The organism is Mesorhizobium sp. L2C066B000 (genome assembly GCF_000502335.1).
Taxonomy (GTDB): domain Bacteria; phylum Pseudomonadota; class Alphaproteobacteria; order Rhizobiales; family Rhizobiaceae; genus Mesorhizobium.
On the sequence record NZ_AYWZ01000001.1, the window covers coordinates 1,729,853 to 1,753,318 of the forward strand.

General features: G+C 62.8%; 19 protein-coding genes and 1 riboswitch. Of the genes, 8 read left to right on the top strand and 11 right to left on the bottom strand.

Annotated elements, in window-relative coordinates:
• Positions 1-5: 5 nt before the first annotated feature.
• The 3 genes from gcvP to gcvT are packed head-to-tail and all read right to left on the bottom strand — an operon-like array spanning position 6 to position 4,302.
• Entirely contained in the window at positions 6-2,816 is a 2,811-nt protein-coding gene (gene gcvP, locus X733_RS157965; protein ID WP_023681592.1) for an aminomethyl-transferring glycine dehydrogenase, read from the bottom strand.
• 17 nt (positions 2,817-2,833) lie between these two features.
• Entirely contained in the window at positions 2,834-3,202 is a 369-nt protein-coding gene (gene gcvH / locus X733_RS157960; RefSeq protein WP_023681591.1) for a glycine cleavage system protein GcvH, read from the bottom strand.
• Positions 3,203-3,207: 5 nt separating this feature from the next.
• On the bottom strand, positions 3,208-4,302 hold the full coding sequence (gene gcvT, locus X733_RS157955) for a glycine cleavage system aminomethyltransferase GcvT (RefSeq protein ID WP_023681590.1): 1,095 nt from the start codon (positions 4,300-4,302) through the stop codon (positions 3,208-3,210).
• A 149-nt stretch (positions 4,303-4,451) separates the two neighbouring features.
• A riboswitch (glycine riboswitch) is annotated at positions 4,452-4,538 on the bottom strand.
• A 199-nt stretch (positions 4,539-4,737) separates the two neighbouring features.
• On the opposite strand from gcvT, the gene X733_RS157950 reads away from it, so the two are divergent.
• The gene (locus tag X733_RS157950) at positions 4,738-5,739 is read left to right on the top strand and encodes a hypothetical protein (RefSeq protein ID WP_023681589.1); all 1,002 of its coding nucleotides are present in this window, start codon (positions 4,738-4,740) and stop codon (positions 5,737-5,739) included.
• 152 nt (positions 5,740-5,891) lie between these two features.
• Here X733_RS157950 and X733_RS157945 read toward each other — a convergent pair whose 3' ends face one another.
• From X733_RS157945 to X733_RS157920, 6 genes are all read right to left on the bottom strand, one after another.
• Positions 5,892-6,683 carry a molybdopterin-binding protein gene (locus tag X733_RS157945; protein ID WP_023714248.1) on the bottom strand — a complete coding sequence of 264 codons (792 nt, stop codon included), beginning with the start codon at positions 6,681-6,683 and terminating at the stop codon, positions 5,892-5,894.
• A gap of 1 nt (position 6,684) precedes the next feature.
• Entirely contained in the window at positions 6,685-7,560 is an 876-nt protein-coding gene (locus X733_RS157940; protein WP_023714247.1) for a cytochrome b/b6 domain-containing protein, read from the bottom strand.
• Between the two features lie 136 nt (positions 7,561-7,696).
• Positions 7,697-8,389: a DUF1345 domain-containing protein gene (locus X733_RS157935; RefSeq protein ID WP_023688301.1), complete on the bottom strand. Its 693-nt coding sequence runs from the start codon at positions 8,387-8,389 to the stop codon at positions 7,697-7,699.
• A gap of 21 nt (positions 8,390-8,410) precedes the next feature.
• A complete protein-coding gene (locus X733_RS157930; protein ID WP_023667588.1) occupies positions 8,411-8,884 on the bottom strand; it encodes a YaiI/YqxD family protein in 474 nt (157 codons plus the stop codon).
• Positions 8,885-8,948: 64 nt separating this feature from the next.
• Entirely contained in the window at positions 8,949-9,518 is a 570-nt protein-coding gene (gene gfa / locus X733_RS157925; RefSeq protein WP_023818146.1) for an S-(hydroxymethyl)glutathione synthase, read from the bottom strand.
• A 67-nt stretch (positions 9,519-9,585) separates the two neighbouring features.
• Positions 9,586-10,713 (bottom strand): S-(hydroxymethyl)glutathione dehydrogenase/class III alcohol dehydrogenase, encoded by a 1,128-nt coding sequence (locus X733_RS157920; protein ID WP_023818147.1) that lies wholly within the window; start codon positions 10,711-10,713, stop codon positions 9,586-9,588.
• A gap of 237 nt (positions 10,714-10,950) precedes the next feature.
• On the opposite strand from X733_RS157920, the gene X733_RS157915 reads away from it, so the two are divergent.
• The 4 genes from X733_RS157915 (at position 10,951) to X733_RS157905 (ending at position 18,275) form a co-directional block, all read left to right on the top strand.
• Entirely contained in the window at positions 10,951-12,963 is a 2,013-nt protein-coding gene (locus X733_RS157915) for an acetyl/propionyl/methylcrotonyl-CoA carboxylase subunit alpha (RefSeq protein ID WP_023818148.1), read from the top strand.
• Positions 12,964-13,223: 260 nt separating this feature from the next.
• Entirely contained in the window at positions 13,224-16,751 is a 3,528-nt protein-coding gene (gene dnaE / locus X733_RS157910; RefSeq protein ID WP_023818149.1) for a DNA polymerase III subunit alpha, read from the top strand.
• A 169-nt stretch (positions 16,752-16,920) separates the two neighbouring features.
• Entirely contained in the window at positions 16,921-17,337 is a 417-nt protein-coding gene (locus X733_RS01000000165955; RefSeq protein WP_196813699.1) for a nuclear transport factor 2 family protein, read from the top strand.
• 134 nt (positions 17,338-17,471) lie between these two features.
• Positions 17,472-18,275 (top strand): potassium channel family protein, encoded by an 804-nt coding sequence (locus X733_RS157905; protein WP_023818150.1) that lies wholly within the window; start codon positions 17,472-17,474, stop codon positions 18,273-18,275.
• Positions 18,276-18,282: 7 nt separating this feature from the next.
• Here the strand turns inward: X733_RS157905 and X733_RS157900 are convergent, their stop codons facing one another.
• Positions 18,283-19,164, bottom strand: a complete 882-nt coding sequence (locus X733_RS157900) for a DMT family transporter (RefSeq protein ID WP_023681579.1) — start codon at positions 19,162-19,164, stop codon at positions 18,283-18,285.
• A 183-nt stretch (positions 19,165-19,347) separates the two neighbouring features.
• Here X733_RS157900 and X733_RS157895 point away from each other — a divergent pair, with 183 nt between their 5' ends.
• Positions 19,348-19,854, top strand: coding sequence for a hypothetical protein (locus X733_RS157895; RefSeq protein WP_023681578.1), 507 nt, complete (start codon positions 19,348-19,350; stop codon positions 19,852-19,854).
• A gap of 6 nt (positions 19,855-19,860) precedes the next feature.
• On the opposite strand, the gene X733_RS157890 is transcribed toward X733_RS157895, so the two are convergent.
• A complete protein-coding gene (locus tag X733_RS157890; RefSeq protein WP_023734461.1) occupies positions 19,861-21,189 on the bottom strand; it encodes a DNA polymerase IV in 1,329 nt (442 codons plus the stop codon).
• Positions 21,190-21,256: 67 nt separating this feature from the next.
• Here X733_RS157890 and X733_RS157885 point away from each other — a divergent pair, with 67 nt between their 5' ends.
• Together X733_RS157885 and X733_RS157880 are read left to right on the top strand one after the other, a co-directional pair.
• The gene (locus X733_RS157885; protein WP_023681576.1) at positions 21,257-21,832 is read left to right on the top strand and encodes a GNAT family N-acetyltransferase; all 576 of its coding nucleotides are present in this window, start codon (positions 21,257-21,259) and stop codon (positions 21,830-21,832) included.
• Positions 21,833-21,930: 98 nt separating this feature from the next.
• Positions 21,931-23,460 (top strand): DUF2125 domain-containing protein, encoded by a 1,530-nt coding sequence (locus X733_RS157880; protein ID WP_023818151.1) that lies wholly within the window; start codon positions 21,931-21,933, stop codon positions 23,458-23,460.
• Positions 23,461-23,466: the final 6 nt, after the last annotated feature.

Below are 23,466 nucleotides of genomic sequence, written 5' to 3' on the forward strand. Positions count from 1 at the left end.
GAGTGTCATTCGGCGGCGCCGAGATATTCCGACAGCGGCGGGCAGGAGCAGACGAGGTTGCGGTCGCCGGCGACATTGTCGATGCGCGAGACCGGCGGCCAGTATTTGGCCGCTTTGTCGACATCGCCGGCGGGGTAGGCCGCTTCCAGCCGCGAATAGGGGTGAGTCCACTGGCCGGCAAGGGTTTCGGCCGCCGTGTGCGGGGCATTGACCAGCGGGTTGTCCTCGAGCGGCCATTCGCCCTTCGCCACTTTCGCTGCCTCGCCGGCGATAGCGATCATCGCCTCGCAGAACCGGTCGAGTTCGCGCTTGGGCTCGGATTCGGTCGGCTCGACCATCAGCGTGCCGGCGACAGGGAACGACATGGTCGGCGCGTGAAAACCGTAGTCGATCAGCCGCTTGGCGATATCGTCGACGCTGATGCCGGCGCTCTCCTTGAGCACGCGCGTGTCGAGGATGCATTCATGCGCGATGCGATCGTGCCTGCCCTTGTAGAGAAGCGGGAAGTGCGGCGCGAGCCGCGTCGCCACATAATTGGCCGAGATGATCGCCGTCTCCGTCGCCTGCTTCAGGCCGGCGGCGCCCATCATGCGGATGTACATCCAGGTGATCGGCAGGATGGAAGCGCTGCCGAACGGTGCGGCCGACACGGCATGCGCCGAACCTTCGGTGACATGACCCGGCAGATAGGGTTTCAGATGCGCCCTGACGCCGATCGGACCGACGCCCGGACCGCCGCCGCCATGCGGGATGCAGAAGGTCTTGTGCAGGTTCATGTGGCAGACATCGGCGCCGATATCGGCGGGCCGCGCCAGCGCGACCAGCGCGTTAAGGTTGGCGCCGTCGAAATAGACCTGGCCGCCATGCTCGTGGATGAGAGCGCACAGGTGGCGCGCGCCTTCCTCGTAGACGCCGTGCGTCGAGGGATAGGTGAACATCAGAGCTGCGAGATTCTTGGAATGCTCGTTGGCCTTGGCTCGCATATCGTCCATGTCGATATTGCCGTCCTCCAGACAGCGCACGACGACGACGCTCATGCCGGCCATCGCCGCACTCGCGGGATTGGTGCCATGCGCGGACTGGGGGATCAGGCAGATGGTGCGATGGCCTTCGCCACGCGAACGGTGATAGGCGCGGATGGCGAGCAGGCCGGCATATTCGCCTTGGCTGCCGGCATTGGGCTGCAGGCTGACGGCGTCGAAGCCGGTGATCTGCGCCAGCCAGCCTTCCAGCTCGCCGACCATGGCGCGATAGCCGGCCGAATGGCTGGCCGGCGCGAAGGGATGGAGGTTGGCGACAACAGGCCAGCTGACCGGCATCATTTCGGCCGCCGCGTTCAGCTTCATGGTGCAGGAGCCCAGCGGGATCATGGTGCGGTCGAGCGCCAAATCCTTGTCGGCTAGCCTGCGCAGCAGGCGCATCATGTCGGTCTCGGAGTGGTTTTCGCGGAAAACCGGCTGGGTCAGAAACTCCTTGCCGCGCGGCTTGCCGGGCATCGCGCCGGCCTCAGTAGCGCCGGACTTGGCGCCGAACAGGGCGGCGATAGCCTCGAGATCCGCCTCGGTCGAGGTTTCGTCGAAGGCGATGCTGATGCGGTCGGCATCGATGACGCGCAGCAGCCGGCCACCTTTTTCAGCGGCAGCGGCGATCGAAGCTGCCTTGCCCTTCACTTCGGCCGTCACCGTGTCGAAACGGCTTGAGCCGAGCACGGAAACACCAGCGGTTTTCAGGCCTGCTGCGAGGCCGTTGGCGAGCTCATGAATTCGGGCTGCGATCGCCTGCAAACCAGTAGGCCCGTGCCAGATCGCGTATGCGGTCGCCATGTTGGCAAGCAGCGCCTGCGCGGTGCAGATGTTGGAGGTCGCCTTGTCGCGGCGGATATGCTGTTCGCGCGTCTGCAGGGCGAGGCGATAGCCGGGACGGCCCTTGCTGTCGATCGACTGGCCGACGAGGCGGCCGGGCATCAGCCGGGTCAGCTTGTCGGAGACGGCGCAATAGGCGGCGTGCGGGCCGCCAAAGCCCATCGGCACGCCAAAGCGCTGCATCGGGCCGACGGCGATGTCGGCGCCAAGCCTGGCCGGCGCTTCGGTCAGCGTGAGCGCAAGCGGATCGGCGATGAAGACGACCACGGCGCCGGTGGCGCGAGCCTTCTCGATCGCCGCCTTGTGATCGCCGTAGACGCCAAACGTGTCCGGCCAGGAGACCAGCAGGGCGGCGGTGTTGTCGTCGATGGTCTCGCCATCGATCTCGATGCCGAGCGGCTCGGCGCGGGTGCGCACGACGTCCAGCGTCTGCGGATGCGGCGTGCCGGCCAGCGCCACCTTGGTGCGCTTGTCGCGGTGATGGCGCAGCGCGATGCCGACCGCTTCGGCCACCGCCGTCGCTTCGTCGAGCAGGGAGGCCGAAGCCACCGGCAGGCCGGTCAATTCGGTGACCAAGGTCTGGAAGTTGAACAGCATTTCCAGGCGGCCCTGGCTGATCTCGGCCTGGTAGGGCGTATAGGCGGTGTACCAGGCCGGGTTCTCGAACAGGTTGCGCTGGATGACCGGCGGCACATGGACGCCGTGATAGCCGGCGCCGATGAAGCTCTTCAGCACCCTGTTTTTTGCCATGGTCGCAGCCAATTCGGCCAGCGCTTCGGCTTCGCTCGCCGGCGCGGGAAGGGCTAGCGGCAGATCGAGGCGGATCGACTGCGGCACGGCCTGGCTGATCAGCGTCTCGACGGAGGGAACGCCGATCACGGCAAGCATGGCTCTGACGTCGTTTACATCAGGACCGATGTGGCGGGCCGAGAAGGGGGTAAGTGCTGCGCTCATGGCAATAGGTCCTGATGTCAACCGATATGGGCTTTGTAGGCGGCCTCATTCATGAGGCCTGCGAGTTGGCCTTCGTCGGCGAGCTTCATCTTCCACAGCCAGCCGTCGCCGGTCGCAGCGGAGTTGACCAGCGACGGGTCCGAGGACAGCGCGCCGTTGGCGTCGGTGATCTCGCCATCAACCGGCGCATAAACATCGGATGCCGCCTTGACGGATTCGACGACCACGGCGGTGTCGCCCTTACTGAGTTTGGTGCCGATTTGAGGCAGTTCGACGAAGACGAGATCGCCAAGCTGTTCCTGCGCATAGTCGGTTATCCCGACGGTGGCGATGCCTCCCTCGACGCTCAGCCATTCGTGATCTTGTGTGAAATAGGTTTTTGCCATCGGAATTATCCTTTGCGGTAGCGATGAGGAGTGAAGGGCAAGGAACTGATATCGACCGGGATTTTCGTCCCGCGAACGTCGGCGAACAGTTTCGTGCCCGGCTTGGCCAAGGCCGTTGACACATAGCCCATGGCGACGGGATGGCCGGCCGACGGGCCGAAGCCGCCTGATGTCACGTAGCCGGCCGGATCGCCGTCGGCATCGAACAAAGCAGCGCCGGCGCGCACCGGCTGGCGGCCGTCCGGCTTCAGGCCGACGCGCTTTTGCGACGGCCCGCGCTCCAGGATGGACCGCAGCGCATCGGCGCCGATGAAGGACCCGCCGGCGCGGAGATCTTTGGGGATCGCCCACATCAGGCCGGCACTCGCCGGATCGATCTCCGGCGTGATGTCCTGGCCGTGCAGGCACAGGCCGGCCTCCAACCGCAGCGAGTCGCGGGCAGCAAGGCCGATCCACAACACACGCTCGTCCTCGAGCAGTTTCGTGACCAGAGCGCGCGCATCCGCCTCCGGCAGGCCGATCTCGAAGCCGTCCTCGCCGGTGTAGCCGGAGCGGCTCATGAACCAGTTTTGCTTCGGCTCGATGCCATGCATGAACAAGAGCGAGCCGGTCTCGATGCCGGCGCGGGACAAGGCAGCCCAGGCTTCCGGCCCCTGGATCGCCAGGAAGACGCGGTCGAGCGCATCGACTTTGACGTCGAAGTCCGCGGCCAGCGCACGCAAATGCTTCTCGTCCTCGACCGCATTCCCGGCGTTGGCGACCACCATGAAGCGCTCGGCGCCGAGCCGGGTGACGATCAGATCGTCGATGATCCCGGCGGCCTCGTTGAGGAAGAAACTATATTTGGACTGTGAAATCTCAAGCGCGCCGGCATCGAGCGGACTGGCGCGGTTGAGCAGTGCCGCAGCGCCCGGTCCGCTGACAGCGAACAGCTTCATATGCGAAATGTCGAACAGGCCGGCATGTTCGCGGGTGTGAAGGTGCTCCTTCATCACGCCGGCCGGATAGGTCAGCGGCATCGACCAGCCCGCAAAGGCGCCAAAGCGTGCGCCGGCGTGCAGATCTTCGAGAGGAAGGTGTTTGGTGTCGTCGCCCGTCATGTCATCTCCAGAGTCGCACGCAATCGGCCGCTGCTGGCGACCAGTCCGTGCCCCTCTGTCTGAAGCCTGAGAGACTCGCGCAACCGGAACTCTGTCGGCGACGCTTACACCTTCGGCGCGGGGGCAAGCCCCGACTTTCCAGAGTGTCTTTCCCGTCTACGGTTCTTTTGCCTGAGAGATTTCGGGCGATTTCCCCTTCGGCGGCAGCTCGCGCTGCTCTCTCCCGCAAACAGGTAGGACTCAAAACTTAAGCCCTCGACGCGCCATCCATAGCTTGTCGGCGACACCTTGTCACCTGCCAGCGACACGTAAAGCGCGTCGTCTTTACAGTCTTCGCTAACCACGCCGTTTGCCGGTTTTTCAAGACAATGGCGATATTCTGGGCTGACGGTTTGGCCGGCAATTGCGTTGGGCACGGCGGATGGGGATTGACAGATGGGGGAACGGATCGGGAGCGCGCCGGTGGTGGGGCTGGCCTCGAAGGACCGCATCACGGCGGAAGATGTGGTCATGCTGCGTCGCGAAGTGTTCGCTGACGGCGTGGTGACGCGCGGCGAGGCTGAAGCACTGTTCGCGCTCGATGCGACAGCGACGGACAAATGCCCGCAATGGCCTGAATTCTTCGTCGAGGCCGTTACCGACTACATCGTCTACCAGGAAAAGCCGGCAGGCTATATCTCTGAAGACAATGCCGGTTGGCTGATCCAGACCATCTCGCGCAACGGAATGGTCGACAGTGTGACCGAACTGGAGCTGCTGGTGCATGTGCTGGAAAGGGCGAAATCATCGCCCGGCCGGCTCTCCGCCTATGCGCTCGAGCAGGTCGCCAACGCGGTGGTCGACGGCAAGGGACCACTGATGCTCGGCGGCGCGCTGGTCCCCGGGCTGGTCGCCAAGGCAGAGGTCGATCTGTTGCGCCGCATTCTCCATGCCTATGGCGGCGACGGTAACATTGCCATCACACGGGTTGAGGCCGAGGTGCTGTTCCAGATCAACGAGCAGACCGCAGCGGCCCACAACGACCCGTCCTGGAACGACCTGTTCGTCAAGGCGCTCGCCAATTTCGTCATGTGTTCGGCCGGCTACGAAGCGCCGACGCGCGATGTGGCGCTGCGTCGTGACAGTTTCTTGGACCAGGCCGAGCCCGAAATTGGTGGCTTCTTCAGCCGCATGGTGTCGGGCGGACTGGCCGGCATCATGGAAGCCTATCGTTCGCCCGGCGATATCGAGGCCGAATGGGAGTCGAAGAACCGTGCCGCCGAGGCACTCGCGCGCCGCGCCGAGACGATCGACGCCAGCGAGGCGAAATGGCTGGCCGATCGCATCGGCACCGACCGCCCGCTGCGTGACAATGAACGCGCGCTGCTGACGCTGATCAAACTCGCCTCGCCCGAGATACATCCGGCGCTCAAGCCGCTGCTCGACAAGGTTGCTTAAGCCGCGCCGTTTTCTGCGACCGTTTTGCAGAGGACGATATTGGAGTGTCTTCAGGCCAATCGCCAAGTTCGGCCACGCGCTCGAAACCGGCTTCCTCAGGCAAGCTCGGTTCGGTCGGAGTCAGATCGTGCTCGGTCAGAATGCGAGGCCTATCAAATCCCGCCATACCAGTCATAGCCATTGTCTTCCCAATAGCCGCCGCGGCCGCCGCCGGTATTGCCAAAACTGTCGACGAGCTCGATCTTGTAGAGATACTTCGGCATCTTGTAGCCGAGCTGTCGTTCGACGCGCACGCGCAGCGGCGCGCCGTTTTCGACCGGCAGCGGCTTGCCGTTGAGGCCGTAGGCGAGGATCGTCTGCGGGTGGCGGGCATCGATCAGGTCGATGGTGCCATAATATTTGATTTCCCCGGAGAGGCCACGATCGATCGTGTCGAGGCAGTGGAACATGACATAGCGGGCCTGCGGCTTGACCACAGCCTGGTCGAGCACCAGCGACAGCGGGGTGCCGGTCCATTTGGCGATGCAGCTCCAGCCTTCGACACAGTCGTGGCGGGTGATCTGCGTGCGGCTCGGCATGTTCTCCAACTGCTCGCGGCTGAGCGACAGCGGCTTTTCGACCAGGCCCGTTACCTCCAGCCGCCAGTCGGCGAAATTGTTGGCGAGCAGGCCCTTGTAGGTGTCATCCTCGGGCGCGGTGACGCCGTTCGGCCGCTGCGGCTGGCGGATGTCGGCCTCGGTGAATTCCGGCGCCAGAGCATCGCGGCCGGCAAGCCAGCGTTGCGCGCGGTAGGTCAGGCCATTGGCGTTTTCGAGGAAACTGCGCAGGCCATCGCCCATGCCGAGCTGGCTGTCGAAGGCATCGCAGCCCGACAACATGATGCCGGAAACGCCGAGGCCGGCGCCCGTCAGGAACTTTCGGCGGCTGATCTGGAATTTGGCCATCTCACGCACTCCTCTCGGTGTCGCCATGCCTTGGCGGATCGGTGCGGTACCAGCCGGTGATGATCGAGCGCAGTTCGTTGATCGGGCCGGCGGCGAGGATCATCATTATATGGACGATGAAAAAGCCGACCAGCAGCACCATCACCGTGAAATGGATGGTGCGCGCCGTCTGCCTTCCGCCGAGCAGTTCGTTGAGCCAGGGCAGCACCGAGTTCATGCTCGGCGACATGGCAAGGCCGGTGATGATCATGAGTGGCAACAGCACGAACAGTACGCCGCCATAGGCCATTTTCTGCAGCGTGTTGTATTCGCGTGTGTGGTGGAACCTGAGCTTGGCGTGCTCGATGATGTCCTGCGGCAGCCGCTTGAGATCGTCAAGGCGCGGCGCCAGATCGCGGCGCAGATGGCCGTTGACCAGGCTGGCGACCAGCCAGACGACCAAGGTGGTTGTCAGTATCCAGGCGAAGAAGAAATGCACGACGCGGGCGGTGCCGAGATCGTAATAGGACGGGATTGTCGCCCAGGACGGGAAGGCACGCGACGTTTGCTGCCCGGCCGGGCCCGACCAGCCGAGCACGCCTGTGGTGTCGAAGCGATGGCCGAAGATTTCGGTATAGCCGCGCGGGCCGGTGGCGGTGTTTTCGGCGCCGATGGCAAAGACGGTGTTGTTGTACTCGAAGCCGGATTGCTTGCCGATGTAGAGCTGCGGCCGGGCATTGAAGATCTGCAGGCCGGACAAAAGCATGAAGAACAGCGAGATCGCCCACAGCCAGTGCGTCAGGCGGGTCCAGCGCGATTGCCGGTAGATCAGCGTCGCATCCTTCGTTGAGGCGGCATCGACGCCTGCGCCGGGCTGACTCACGGTAATGGTTTCCATCTTTTCCTCGCCTCCGGCTGCGCGATCCTGGGATGGCCGCGCTCGTCCTTGTCCTCCCAATACGTCGCTATCGAAAGCGATGTTTCATGCGGTCACGTTTTTATTACGGGCACGGGTTTATCGCGGGCACGGATACTCAATTGCCGAGGCTCACCGCGAGATTGACGACGGCGGCGACGATGACGGCGTTGAAGAAGAACGACAGGATCGAATGGACAAGCACCACGCGGCGCATATGCGAGGTCGTGATCGCGGTGTCGGCGGTCTGCGCGGTCATGCCGATCACCGTCGCGAAATAGAGAAAGTCCCAACCGTCCGGCCGTTTGCTGCCGGGAAAATCGAGGCCGCCGACCGGTATCTTCTTCTTGGTTTCGGCATCGATCGCGTCGCCGTCCATCCAGTAGACATGCGCATAGTGGAGGGCGGCCATGGCATGGATGGTGAACCAGCCAAGCGGGATCGACAGCATGGCGAAGCCGAGTTCGATGGGGTCGCGATCCTTGTGATTGATCAAAAGGAACAGCAGGACAATGGCCATGGCGACGATGCCGAGCGTGATGGCAAAGATGCCCAGCACTGGGAGGTCCAGTTCGCGCGCGTTCTTGCTGAGATAGCGGCCGGACAGCAGCGGCATCTTGGCGATGACGAGCGCGATGAAGACGACGAAGAAGGAATCGGCGGCAATCGAGATCGAATAGGCAAGCCGCGTGGAGACGGGGAGCGATCCAATCAAAGGCAATACCGCGGCAAATACGACCAGACCGACGGCTAGCGACACAAAGAACTGCTTGTGCCGCTGCAAGGGGTTATTCGGCGATGTGTCGGCCATAGCCCGACCTCGGATGATGCTTCACGTCTGGTCGGGTGTGACGGATTTCAGAGCCCGCCGCAAGATACGGTCGAGCTCACCCAGGAAACGCGAGCGATCCTGTGGCGCAAAGCTGGCATTGTAGCCCTTGCTCTCGCCGGTTTCGCGCAGATGCTGCTTCAAATCGCGCATTGCAACCGCCATGCCGATGGTCTCCGGCGTGAACGGCCGGCCGGTTGGCCCAAGCACATGCGCGCCGAGCGCCACGGTGCGAGCGGCAAGCGGGATGTCGGCGGTGATCACGATGTCGTTGGGTTTTGCGTTCCCGACGATCCAATCGTCAGCGGCATCGGCGCTTTTAGAGACGACGACGTTGCGGATCATAGGATCGCGCGACGGACGCAGCCCGCCATTGGAGACGTAGGTGACGACCACGCCATGGCGCTCCGCGACCTTCTCGACCTCGGCTTTCACCGGGCAGGCGTCGGCGTCGACGTAGATGGCGGGTGCGGGCATTATCTCTCCAAAACGGACATGGGGCCGGCATGTTACCCGGCCCCATGCCAGAAATCTCGTACTGTCAGGCCGGCAGCGCGCCCGACTTCTTCGCCGTCCAGGTGGCTATGTAATCCATCAGGCCGGGGTTGAGACAGTCATAGGGTTCGAGGCCGATCGATTTCAACTGGCCGCGAATGCCGCCCATGCGCTTGGGGTCGACACCGGATTCGATGATCGACGAGACGAAAGCGGTGAAGCCCGGCGGTGACCAGCCGTCTTCCTCGAAGCGCTCGGGATGGATGAAGGACAGACCCTTGAACGGATGATCGCGCTCGACCGGGCCGTGCATGTGGACGCCGCAACCGGTGCAGGCATGGCGCTGGATAAGTGCCGAGGGGTCGACCACTTTCAGCTTGTCGCCGTTTTCGGTGACTGTGACATCGCCGGTGCCGGCTACGGCCACGACCGAGAACACCGCGCCGTCTGGCTTCCAGCATTTGGTGCAGCCACAGGCATGGTTGTGGGCGATCTGGCCCTTGACCTTCACCTTCACCGGCTTGCTGGTGCAGGCACAGACCAGCGTGCCGCCGGCAAAGCTTGCGCTTTCCTTCGGCAGGCCATTGTCGATTTTCGGATGCAGTTTCTCAGGCATTATCTTCCTCCCTTGTTGAACCCATGCAACTACAGTCGCTGGCCCTTCGGTCGGCGGCTTCTTCTCCTCAATAAACGACGACGCTCCTGATCGACTTGCCCTCATGCATAAGGTCGAAGCCCTTGTTGATGTCTTCCAGCTTCAGCAAATGGGTGATCATCGGGTCGATCTGGATCTTGCCGTCCATGTACCAGTCGACGATTTTTGGCACGTCGGTGCGGCCGCGTGCGCCGCCGAAGGCGGTGCCCATCCAGGTGCGGCCGGTGACCAGCTGGAACGGCCGGGTCGAAATCTCCTGGCCGGCGCCGGCCACGCCGATGACGACCGACTTGCCCCAGCCGCGATGCGAGGCTTCCAGCGCCTGGCGCATCACCTTGGTGTTGCCGGTGCAGTCGAATGTGTAGTCGGCGCCGCCGATCTGGTCGGCGCCGCGCTTGGTCAAGTTGACGAGGTGAGGAACGATGTCGCCGTCGATCTCCTTCGGATTGACGAAATGCGTCATGCCGAAGCGCTCGCCCCATGCCTTCTTGTCGTTGTTGAGGTCGACACCGATGATCATGTCAGCGCCGGCGAGCTTCAGGCCCTGGATGACGTTGAGGCCGATGCCACCGAGACCAAAGACGACAGCAGTCGCGCCTTGCTCGACCTTCGCGGTGTTGATGACCGCGCCGATGCCGGTGGTGACGCCGCAACCAATGTAGCAGATTTTGTCGAAGGGCGCGTCCGGGTTGACCTTGGCGACGGCGATCTCGGGCAAAACGGTGAAATTGGAGAAGGTCGAGCAGCCCATATAGTGGAAGATCTTGTCCTTGCCGATCGAGAAGCGCGAGGAGCCATCGGGCATCAAGCCTTGGCCCTGCGTGGCGCGGATGGCGGTGCACAAATTGGTCTTGCGCGACAGGCAGGATGGGCACTGCCGGCATTCCGGCGTGTAGAGCGGGATGACGTGGTCGCCCTTCTTGACCGAGGTGACGCCCTTGCCGACATCGACGACAACGCCAGCGCCTTCATGGCCGAGGATTGCCGGAAACAGGCCTTCGGGATCGGCGCCCGACAGGGTGAACTCGTCGGTGTGGCAGATGCCGGTCGCCTTGATCTCGACCAGCACCTCGCCTTCGCGCGGTCCGTCGAGGTCGACCTCCATGATTTCCAACGGCTTTCCGGCGGCGACAGCGATAGCGGCGCGGGTTTTCATTAGGCAATTCCTCCCAAGGCGATTGGTCTTCAGGCTTTCAGGGTTTTTATACTGTTTCAACCCGATTTGGCGACCAAATATGGCGCAAATCTTGGCCCAGTCGTCGGCGAGCCCAACCTTCGCCCCTCGGCACGGCCCTGGCGGGCAGGGAGTGTCTTGATGGGTGCGCTGCCGGCGGTGCTTGAGCCAGGCTGCCGAAGCCCATAAGAAGGACGAAAGACCGAGGAAACGCCTTCGATGTTCACGAAAATCCTGATCGCCAATCGCGGCGAGATTGCTTGCCGCGTCATCAAGACGGCGCGCAGGATGGGGATTGCCACCGTAGCGGTCTATTCCGACGCCGATCGCGACGCCGTGCACGTCGAAATGGCCGACGAAGCCGTGCATATCGGGCCATCGCCTGCCGCGCAAAGCTATCTTCTGCCTGAAAAGATCATCGCTGCCTGCAAGGAGACGGGCGCGCAGGCCGTGCATCCCGGCTACGGTTTTCTGTCGGAGCGGGCCGCCTTCTGCGAAGCGCTTGAGGCTGAGGGCATTGTCTTCATCGGTCCGAAACCCAAGGCTATCAAGGCGATGGGCGACAAGATCGAATCGAAGAAGTTCGCCAAGGCCGCTGAGGTGTCGACGGTTCCCGGCTGGCTTGGTGTCATCGAAAATGCCGACCATGCCGAAAAGATCGCCGGCGAGATCGGTTATCCCGTGATGATCAAGGCCTCGGCCGGCGGCGGCGGTAAAGGCATGCGCATTGCCTGGAGCCAGTCGGAAGTGCGCGACGGCTTCGACCGGGCGCGCTCGGAGGCGAAAAGCTCGTTCGGCGACGACCGAGTCTTCATCGAAAAGTTCGTCGTCGATCCGCGTCATATCGAAATCCAGGTGCTGGCCGACGCGCATGGCACCGCCCTCTATCTCGGCGAGCGCGAATGCTCGATCCAGCGCCGGAACCAGAAGGTTGCGGAAGAGGCGCCGTCGCCATTCCTCGATGCCAGGACGCGCAAGGCCATGGGCGAGCAGGCCGTGGCGCTGGCCAAGGCGGTCGACTACCAGAGCGCCGGCACCGTCGAGTTCATCGTCGATGCTGAAAAGAACTTCTATTTCCTTGAAATGAATACACGATTGCAGGTCGAGCATCCGGTGACGGAGCTTGTTACCGGCATCGACCTGGTCGAGCAGATGATCCGTGTCGCCGCCGGCGAGAAGCTGGCGATCGAGCAGAGCGATGTCAAGCTGAACGGCTGGGCGGTGGAAAGCCGGCTCTATGCCGAGGATCCCTATCGCAATTTCCTGCCCTCGATCGGCCGGTTGACGCGCTACCGGCCGCCGGAGGAGGGCAAGTTCGGCGATGTCTTCATCCGCAACGACACCGGCGTCACCGAAGGCTCCGAGATTTCGATGTTCTATGATCCGATGGTGGCAAAACTCTGCACCTGGGCGCCCACGCGTATCGAGGCCATCGATGCCATGTCGGAAGCGCTGGACAGTTTCGTCGTCGACGGCATCGAGCACAACATCCCGTTCCTGGCGGCGCTGATGCAGCATCCGCGCTGGCGCGAGGGGCGGATATCGACGGGCTTCATCGCCGAGGAATATCCTGACGGCTTCGCGCCGATCGTGCCCAATGGCGATGAAAAGGCAGTGCTGGCGGCGATCGCCACCGCGGTCGAGCTTCTGCGCCGCGATCGGCTTGACCGGCTGGGCGGGCGGCTGGCGCCGCATTCGGGCGCACTCAAGCGCGATTGGGTGGTGAAGCTCGGCGACGACTATCTCCAGGCTTCGATCATCGAGGGCATGATCTCCATTCCGATGGAAATCGATCTGTCGGTCGATGGCGGCAAAGCGCTGACCGTGGCGTCCGACTGGCGGTCGGGCGACCTCATCTGGCGCGGCACTGTCGGTGCCCGCAAGGTCACGGCGCAGATCAGGCCGGCGCCGAACGGCCTGCGCATTGCCTGGAAAGGCATGTCGGTGACGGCGCGCGCCATGCTGCCGCGCACGGCGGAGCTGGAAAGGCTGATGCCGGAGAAGGTGGCGCCGGACACGTCCAAGATGCTGCTTTGCCCGATGCCGGGCCTGGTCGTGTCGATCGCGGTTGCCGAGGGGCAGGAGGTCAAGGCCGGCGAGACGCTGGCCGTGGTCGAGGCGATGAAGATGGAAAACGTGCTGCGCGCCGACCGCGATCTTGTCGTGTCGAAGCTCAACGCCAAGCCGGGTGACAGCCTGGCTGTCGATGCGGTGATCATGGAGTTCGCCTAGAGATTGTTTGGAAATTCTACTCCGGCGGCCATCTGAAGGTGGTTTCTGCGCTTCCCGTGCTCACGGACCAATGGCCGCTGCGCTCCGGTTCTCGAAACCACCATCATATGACTCGCCAGAGCGAATTTCGAACAATCTCTGAGCCGTGCGGCTGGGTACGGAAGCCTGTGGTCGGTGGTCATTTGTGCTGGACTGGCATCGCCCGGTCCGGGACAATACATCTCCATCGACTCAAAGCCCTTCGAGCAATTTGAAACATCATGGCGGATGACAAACTTCCACGCGATCCCCTGAGGCGCGAAGCAGCGCTCGCTGCTGCGCGCCCGGAGGCGCCGGCGCGGCCGTTCATCCATCTGCGCGTGCATTCGGCGTATTCGCTGCTCGAGGGCGCCTTGCAGGTCGCCGCCGTTGTCGGTCATGCAGTCAAGGACGAGTGCCCGGCAATCGCAGTCACCGACACAAACAATCTGTTCGGCGCGCTGGAATTTGCCCAGAAGGCGGTGAAGGAAGGCATCCAGCCGATTATCGGTTGCCAGATCGATCTCGCCTTTTCCGGCGAGACCAGCGACGCGCAGCGCGACCGCCGCCGCCATGGTCCGGAGATGCACGCCGTGGTGCTGCTCGCCGCCACCGAGGCCGGCTACAGCAACCTCGTCAGGCTGGTCAGCCAGGTCTATCTGGAGACGCCGCCGGGCGAGCCCGTGCATCTGACGTCAGCAATGCTGGAAGGCCATAGCGATGGCCTGATCTGCCTCAGCGGCGGGCCGCGCGGCCCGATCGGCCGGGCGCTGAAGGAGGATCGCCGAGATCTTGCCGAGACGCGGCTTCTGGCACTCAAGGCGCTGTTCGGCGACCGGCTCTATGTCGAGCTGGACCGTGTTTCCGGTTATGACCGCGCTATCGAGAAATCATCGGTCGACCTTGCCTATATCCATGATCTGCCGCTGGTCGCCACGAATGAGGCGTTCTTCGCCGCCCGCGACGACTATGACGCGCATGATGCGCTGATCGCCATTGCCGAAGGGTCGGTCGTTGCCGCCGACAACCGCCGCCGCCTGACATCGGACAATTTCCTGCGCAGTCAGGCCGATATGGCAAGGCTGTTTGCCGACCTGCCTGAGGCGATCGACAACACCGTCGAGATCGCCCTACGCTGCTCCTATTATCCCAAGACCCGCAACCCGATCCTGCCGCGCTTTACCGGCGGCGATGTGGCCGACAATGAGGTGGCGCTGAAGGCCGAGGCCGATGAACTGCGCCGGCAGGCCCATGAAGGTCTCGACGCCCGGCTGGCGGCGCATGGACCCACCGCCGGCTACACGGTTGAACAATACCGCGAGCGGCTCGATTTCGAACTCTCCATCATCGAGAAGATGAAATTTCCCGGTTACTTCCTGATCGTGGCCGACTTCATCAAATGGGCGAAGGCGCAAGGCATTCCGGTCGGGCCGGGCCGTGGTTCGGGCGCCGGATCGCTGGTCGCTTATTCCACCACCATCACCGATATCGATCCGCTGCGCTTCTCGCTGCTGTTCGAGCGCTTCCTCAATCCGGACCGCGTGTCGATGCCCGACTTCGACATCGACTTCTGCCAGGATCGGCGCGAAGAGGTCATCCGCTACGTCCAGCAGAAATATGGCCGCGACCAGGTGGGACAAATCATCACCTTCGGTACGCTGCAGGCGCGCGCGGTGCTGCGCGACGTCGGCCGCGTGCTGCAAATGCCTTACGGCCAAGTCGACAAGCTCTCCAAGATGGTGCCGCAGAACCCGGCCAACCCGGTCAAGCTGGCGGATGCCATCGCCAACGAGCCGCGCTTTGCCGAGGAGGCCGAGAAGGAGCCGATCGTGCAGACGCTGCTCGATATGGCGCAAAAGCTGGAAGGGCTCTACCGCCACGCTTCGACGCACGCCGCCGGCATCGTCATCGGCGACCGGCCCTTGTCGGAACTGGTGCCGATGTACCGCGATCCGCGCTCCGACATGCCGGTCACCCAGTTCAACATGAAATATGTCGAGCAGGCCGGGCTGGTAAAATTCGACTTCCTCGGCCTGAAGACGCTGACGGTGCTGGAGACGGCGGTGAAGCTGATCCGCCGGCGCGGCATCGAGATCGACCTGGCGACGATCCCGCTCGACGATCCTGAAACCTACGCCATGCTGTCGCGCGGCGAAGTGGTCGGTGTGTTCCAGGTGGAAAGTGCCGGCATGCGCAAGGCGCTGATCGGCATGCGGCCCGACTGCATCGAGGACATCATCGCGCTGGTGGCGCTCTACCGTCCCGGCCCGATGGAGAACATCCCGACCTACAACGCCAGAAAGCATGGCGAAGAGGAGATGGCATCGATCCATCCCAAGATCGACCATCTGGTGAAGGAGACGCAAGGCGTCATCGTCTACCAGGAACAGGTGATGCAGATCGCGCAGGAACTGTCAGGCTATTCGCTCGGCGAAGCCGATCTGCTGCGTCGCGCGATGGGCAAGAAGATCCGCGCCGAAATGGACAAGCAGCGCGAGCGCTTCGTCACCGGTGCGGTCGAACGCGGCGTCGGCAAGCCGCAGGCCGACTTCATCTTCGACCTTCTGGCCAAGTTCGCCGACTACGGCTTCAACAAATCGCACGCGGCCGCCTACGCCGTCGTGTCCTACCAGACCGCCTATCTCAAGGCGCATTACCCCGTCGAGTTCCTGGCGGCGTCGATGACGCTCGACATGGGCAATACCGACAAACTCGCCGATTTCCGCCAGGATGCGCTGCGTCTCGGCATCGAGGTGGTGCCGCCGTCAGTGATGACCAGCTTCCGCAATTTCGAGGTCGGCGAGAACCGCATTTACTATTCGCTGGCGGCCCTCAAGGGCGTCGGCGACGCTGCGGTCGAGCACATCGTCGCCATGCGCGGCGAAAAGCCGTTCAAGAATCTCGCCGATTTCTGTGAAAGGGTCGATCCCAAGATCGTCGGCAAGCGCGTCTTCGAAAGCCTGATCATGGCCGGCGCGCTCGACTGCTTCGGCCACGACCGCGCCCAGATGATGGCCGGCGTCGAACGGATGATGGGGCTGGCTTCTCTGGCGCAGCAGAATGCCATTTCGGGCCAGCACGACATTTTCGGCGCGTCGCTCGGCGCGCAGCAGCAGGCGCTCAATTTGCCGCAGACCGATCCGTGGCTTGCCGCCGACCGGCTGCACCGCGAATTCCAGGTCGTCGGCTTCTATCTTTCGGCGCATCCGCTCGACGAGTACAAGGCGGCCCTGCAGAAGATGCGCGTGCAAAACTGGGGCGAGTTCTCGGCTGCGGTCAAACGCGGTGCCGCCGCGGGCCGGCTCGCCGGCACCGTCACCACCAAGCAGGAGCGCAAGACCCGAACCGGCAACAAGATGGGCGTCATCGCCTTTTCCGACACATCTGGCCAATATGAAGCCGTGCTGTTTTCGGAAGGGTTGGCGCAGTATCGCGATCTGCTCGAGCCCGGACGTTCGGTGGTGATCACCGTTTCGGCCGAGGATAGGCCCGAAGGGGTCAATCTGCGCATCCAGACGGTGCAGTCGCTGGAGGATGAGGCCAGCCGTATCCAGAAGGCGCTGCGCATCTTCGTGCGCGATGCGGCTCCGATCGGCATGCTGGCCGGCCAACTGGCGGTGAAGGGCGAGGGCCAGGTCAGCTTCGTGCTGATCAAGGAAGCCGGGCAAGGTGAGATCGAGATCGAATTGCCCAATCGCTACCGCATCTCGCCGCAGATCGCGTCGGCCATGCGCGCGGTGCCGGGTGTGGTCGAAGTCGAGCTCGTCTAGGCTGCGCTGATATACACGGCAATCGCATCGACGTTGGCCAGTGCATCACGGCCTAAAGATTCTCTGGGCCTGACATTGCAGCCGATAGGGCCAGCGTGCGGGGCGTGGTTGAACTGACCTTCCTTTGAACCACATGCGTTGAGCAGAAACTTCACAGGAACGCACAATCATGCCCAGCCGCGAACGCGTCGAAGCCTTCCTCAAGGCGGTGGTCGAAGGCAGCCATGTCAAGGCGATCGCCGACTTCTACCATGACGATGCCACCATGCAGGAAAATCTTGGCGTCCTGCGGCGCGGCAAGGAAACACTGATGGCGCATAAACAGGCAGCACTCGACCGGATCGAGAAGATGCACACCCATCCTGTCCAGACATTCCTGGTCGATGGCGACAATGTCGCCATCCGCTGGACCTTCGACCGTGTCGACAAGGTCGGCACCGTGCGCCGGCTGGAAGAGGTGGCCCTGCAGCGCTGGCGTGGTGACGGATTGCGGAGGAGCGGTTCGTCTACGACACCGCCTCGGCCTGGCGCCTCGTCGGGCCGGACGGCAAGGTGGTGGAGGGCTGACGATCACCGGGGCCACTAGATCATGATGAGATTAGGTTGAAATCTCATCATGATCTAACCCTTTGTTGGAGCATGATCTTTTTCGAAAACCGGCACCCACTTTTTGGGATCATGCTCTAGACGGCCCCGGCTGGGACAGTTAGGCACTTGGTGATGAAAGCAGCCGAGAAGGACGGATCGCAGCAAAGCTCAGCGATGGCGCGGCTGCGTGACAGGCTGCGCAAGCTCTATCACGGACGCACGCCGGCGGCGTTCCGGTTTCAACTGGTGGCGGTCATCATCGACCTCGCCATCATCGCCTTCTTCGTTGCCACGCCGGTGCTCCAGGACAAGCCGTCATTCCTGGGGCTCGACTATACCGTCGCGGCGCTGGTCGCCGCCGACCTGATTGCCCGACTGTTAGCCTCCAACGACATGTTGCGGCTGATGAAACAGCCGACATCCTGGGTCGATGTCTTCATCCTTTTGACGCTGCTGATGCCGACGGCGCTGGCAAATCTGGCGTTCCTGCGCATCCTGCGGCTGTGGTCGCTGTCGCGCAGCGGGTCGCTTTGGCGGCATTTCGAAATGCGTGGCTTGAGGCCCTGGCGCGAGGCGAGCCACGCGGTCATCAACCTGTTGACGTTCCTGTTCGTCATCACCGGCTTCGTCTACACCTTCTTCTTCCGCACCGGCGCCGGCCTCGAAAACTACATTGATGCGCTGTATTTCACCGTTGCCACGGTGACGACGACCGGTTTCGGCGACATCGTGCTGCCGGGGATCGCCGGCAAGCTGACCGCGATCGCCACCATGATCATCGGCATCTCGCTGTTCGTCAGACTGGCGACGGCGATTTTTCGACCCGCCAAGGTGTTCTTTCCCTGTCCGCAGTGCGGACTGCAACGGCATGAGCCGGACGCCGTGCACTGCAAGGCCTGCGGGCATCTTCTCAACATACCGGATGAGGGGAATTGACCGACCGCTACGAGGCCGCGACCTCGGCCGGCTTTGGCGCCTTGCGCTGCAGGTTGAGCAGGTTGCCCATCAGGATCAGCAGGGCGCCGCCGGCTGTAAAGATGTCGATCTGTTCGCTGTAGAGCAGCCAGCCGATCAGCGCCGACAGTGGCACGCGCAGGAAATCCATCGGTGAAATCACCGTAGCGTCGGCATAGGTGAGGGCACGCGCCATGCAGAAATGCGACGACATGCCGGTGAAGGCAATCAGCAGGATCCATGGCCAGAGTTCGAGCGGTGGGTTGCGCCATTCATAAAGCGCCGGGATCAGGCCGACCACTGACTGGATGATCAGCATCCAGAAGATGATGCGCACGACGCTGTCCGTGCGGGTCAGCGACTTGACCAACACCACCGATACGCCAAAGCACACGGCCGCGCCGAGAACGACGAGGTGACCCGGATCCATGGAGCCGACGCCGGGGCGAACGATGACCACCACGCCGATCAGGCCAAGCACGACCGCCGCAATTTTCGGGCGGGAGAGCCTTTCGCCAAGAAACGCCACCGCCAGGATCGCGGTCCAGATCGGCGTGGTGAATTCGACCGATATGAGGACCGCAAGCGGGATCAGCGTCAGCGCATAGAGCCATGCGGCCTGGCCCGTATAGTGGATGACATTGCGAGCGATATGGGCCAACGGGCGCTGCGTGCGCATTGCAGCGAATCCGCCGCTCATCATCACCAGCGGCAGCAGGATGAAAAAGCCGATCACCGAGCGCAGTTCCAGCACCTGGAACACGTTGAGCTCCGCGGTCGTGGCGCGGCCGGCGACCGACATCGCCAGGAACGAGGCGATCGACAGCGCCATCCAGAACGCGGCTTTGGGGATCGATGGGGAAGGTGCCATAGGCGCTATGTCGCAAGCCGGGGCTTCCATCGCAACCGCTAGGCGACGCATTCGACTGGGCCAGACCCGTTGCAAAACAGCCATGCTGGAAGTGGAACCTGACGCAACGGCAGGCGTTGGTTCCCGGTATTGGCCAATTGCTGGACGCATCGTTTCTTAAACATCAACGGGGGAGAGATTCCGATGAAATCATTCGCGCGGTTTCTGCTAGCCGGCTGCCTGCTAACTGCAAGCGCCGCGGCCCATGCCGACGAGGCGAATTTTCTCAGCTCCTTGCAAGGGAATTTCTCCGGCAAGGGGACAGTCAAGGTCACCACCGACGCACCGACGGTGAATGTGTCCTGCACCTTCAATTCCGACGCGACCTCGAGCTCATTGTCGCTTGACGGCAATTGCCGTGGTCTTGTCGTGGTGACGCGCGCCATCAGCGCCAATCTGAAGGCCCGCGGGGCGAAGTATACAGGCGTCTATGTCGGGTCGCGCACCGGGCCGGCACAGCTCGCCGGCAGCCGTTCCGGCAACGCGATCAGTCTCGGCATTCGCTGGGCGGCGGAGGTCAATGGCGATCGCAAGGCGCGGTTGACGGTCGAGAAAACCAGCGGCGACGGAATGCGGTTGACCGTTACCGACGTCGATCCGAAAACCGGCAAGAACGTGGTGACCAGCCGCATCGATCTCAAGCGTATCTAAGCCGTCTCACTCCTCGATCGGCTCTGGCGGATTGGCGTTGCGGCCTTTGCCGAAGGTGTAGCCGGTTTCCACCGCCTTCTTGCCGAACTTGTCGCGCAGCGTATCGATGGCGCTTTCGGCCATGGCGCGCTTGCGCGAGCCGACGTCGACGAGATCGGGCGGATCGGCCTTCTCGTCATCCGAGAGATCGCTGACACCGATGCCGAGCAGCCGGTACTTTGTCCCGTCCGCCTCCTTGCGCAACAGCTCGAGCCCGGTCTGGAAAATGCGGTCGGCCAGCCTTGTCGGGTCGCCGAGCTGGCGGTTGCGGGTACGCAGCTTGAAATCCTGCGTCTTCAGCTTCAGCACCACGGTGCGCCCGGCAATGCCTGACTTCTTCAGCCGCGCCGAGACCTTTTCCGACAATCCCCTCAGCACTGGAACCAGTTCGCCCATTTCAGCTATGTCGGTGTCGAAAGTGGTTTCGGCCGACACACTTTTCGCATCCTGGTCGGGATCGACACGGCGGTCGTCCTGGCCGCGTGAGAGATGGTAGAGCCGGGTGCCCATCACGCCATAGCGGCGCATAAGATCGGCGCGCTCCATGCGCTGCAACTGGGCGATGCTGCGGATGCCGTCGCGTTCGAGCGTTGCGGCAAAAGCCTTGCCTACGCCCCAGATCAGCGTCACTGGCTGTTCGGCCAGGAAACCCAGCGCCTCGGCTTCGCCGATCACCGAAAAGCCGCGCGGCTTGCGGAAATCGGAGGCAACCTTGGCCAGGAACTTGCAGTAGGAAAGGCCGGCCGAAACGGTGATGCCGATTTCCTTTTCGACGGTCTGCGCAAAGCGCGCCAGCACCACCGCCGGCGGCATGCCGTGCAGGCGCTCGGTGCCGGCAAGGTCGAGAAACGCCTCATCGATGGAGAGCGGTTCGACCAGCGGCGTGAGCGCCTGCATCAAGGCGCGGACATCGCGGCCGACGCGGACGTATTTCTCCATATTGGGCGGGATGACGACCGCTTCCGGACAGGCTTCGAGCGCCTTGAACATCGGCATTGCCGAGCGCACCCCCTTGATGCGGGCGATGTAGCAGGCGGTGGAGACGACGCCGCGCTTGCCGCCGCCGATGATCAGCGGCTTGTCCTTCAGCGCCGGATTGTCGCGCTTTTCGATCGCCGCATAGAAGGCGTCGCAATCGATATGCGCCAGATGCAGCTGGTAGAGCTCGGGATGGCGGGTGAGTCGAGGGCTGCCGCAACGCTCACAGCGCCTGGTATCGCTGCGCTGAAAGGTCAGGCAGTCGCGGCAAAAACCGTGCTCGGGATTGTTGACAGGGGCCGCCATCGCTGCGAACATAAAGAGAACAGATGCAATGGTACGTCAGGACGGAAGCCGCCACAAGCGGTTAGCCGGGAGAGAACTCATGAGCACCACCATAGCGCCGCTGGCGCCTGACCTGTGGGCGGATTTCGAGGATCTTTTCGGCAAGCAGGGCGCCTGTTACGGCTGCTGGTGCACGCATTTCCGGATGGCGCCGGCGGTCCGACGGGCCAGCGACAAGCAGCGCAACAAGGATCATATCAAGGCGCGTATCGAGGCCGGGCCGCCGCCGGGGCTTTTGGCCTTCGAGGACGGCCAGGCGGTCGGCTGGATGCAGATCGGTCCACGCGCCGACGTGCCCGAATGGAACAATCGGGGCCGGGGCTCGGCGCCGGTCGATCCAACCGACGCCGTAGATCCCGGCGTCTGGGCCATCTCCTGCTTCTTCATCCGCGCCAGCGCGCGCGGCCGGGGCGTCAGCCACCGCCTGGTCGAGGGCGGCATCGCTTTTGCCCGCCAGAACAAGGCGCGGCTGGTCGAGGCGTGTCCGATCGACGTGTCGCGCGATTCGCGTTCGATCGGGCTGTTCGTCGGCTCGTCGCGTGTGTTTGAAAAGGCCGGCTTCGAGCGGCTTGTCGAACGCAAGGCCGGACGGCCGCTGATGCGGCTGGTGTTGTAGGCGGCAGCAATCCATAGGTCTTGTCTTGCGGCTGTGATGGTATTTTCCTACCAGTGGTAGAAGCGGTTTTGACGACTGCAATAAAGTGGAGGATCGATATGAAGCGCGTTTTGCCATTCGCTTTGCTTCTAGCCTGCAGTGCGCCGGCGCTTGGGCAGACGGTCGACAGCGAGGGCGCCAAGCAGCTTACCGACAATCTGGCGCGCTATTTCAGCAAGAAGCCGTTCGAGATCGGATTTCTGAAGGTCTCGGTCGAAGGCGACGCCTACAAGCTCGCATTCGATTTCAAGCCCGTCGTGGAACTCTTGGCAAAACAGGATGGCCTGAAGCTCGATCTCACCCCTTATACGCTGTTGACCAAACCACGCAGCGATGGCGCGTGGGATGTCTCAGGCAATCTGGCGCCGGAAGGGTCGATGGAGTTCAACGGCCCTCAGGGGCCGCAAAGCATGAAGATGTCTATCAAGGGCGGGAAGTTCGTTGGTGTCTACCATCCCGAGTTGGCGGCTTTCAGCAGCGCCACGTCGTCACTTGAAGGCATGAATATGACGTCGCAGGACGCCAGGCAGCGCACGGAGATGAGTTCTGGTGCTGGAACCGCCACAATGAGCGCTACCAAGGGCGCAAATGGCGGTGTCGATTTTAGCATGGTTCAGACGATTGCCGATTTTGCAGAGGTCATCACGATCGACAACCCCAACAGCGGGCAGAAGATCCCGCTGACGGTCAAGTCGCCCGAATTTTCGGTCGACGCGAAAGGCAAGGGGCTGCGCACGAAGCCTATTCTGGACCTGTTGGCTTTCGCCGTGGCCAATGAGGACGAGGCGAAACTGAAAGCCAATCAGGCGGAGCTCAAGTCGCATCTTCTGACCGCGCTGCCGATATGGGAGCGGATTGATGGGGCTTACAGTCTCAAGGATTTCAGCGTCGGCAGCCCGATCGGCAGTTTCGGCGCAGCAACACTCGGCATCGCCTTCGGCATGGACGGTGTCTCGCGCAACGGAACGATCAGCTACGGGATCAAAGCGTCTGGGCTCTCGATACCGCAAAATCTTGTTCCAGCCTGGAGCGTCGCGCTGTTGCCCACCGACATCGACCTCAATTTCGGTGGGGCCAACATCGATCTCGACACAATGGCCAAGAAGGCTATTGAGGCCTTCGATCTCAACAACAACCCGCCGCTTTCGGCGGATTTCGGCGACGGCCTGAAGAAAGATTTTCTGGCGAACGGCCCCAAGATCCTCATCGGCCACAGCACGGTCCAGGGCGGCGGTGCCGAAATCGGGCTGGAGGGCGATATGACGTTTCCCGATGGCGAGAAGCCCGATGCCAACGTGACAATCGACGTGACCGGCTACGACAAGATCGTGGCAAGCCTGCAGGAGGCGGCGAAGACCGACCCGCAGGCCTCACAGGCTTTTACCGGCGCCTTGGCCATCAAGGGATTTGCCAAGACGCTGCCGGACGGCCGTATCGAATGGGTGATCAACGCCAGGCACGATGGGTCGGTGACGGTCAACGGCGCCATGCTGAAGGGGCCGGATCCGGTCGTGGAAGACAACACCGATCAGGATGCGATCCCTGGCGAGGGCAACAATGGCGGAGCAGGGGCGAAGCTGCAGCCTTGATCGCCA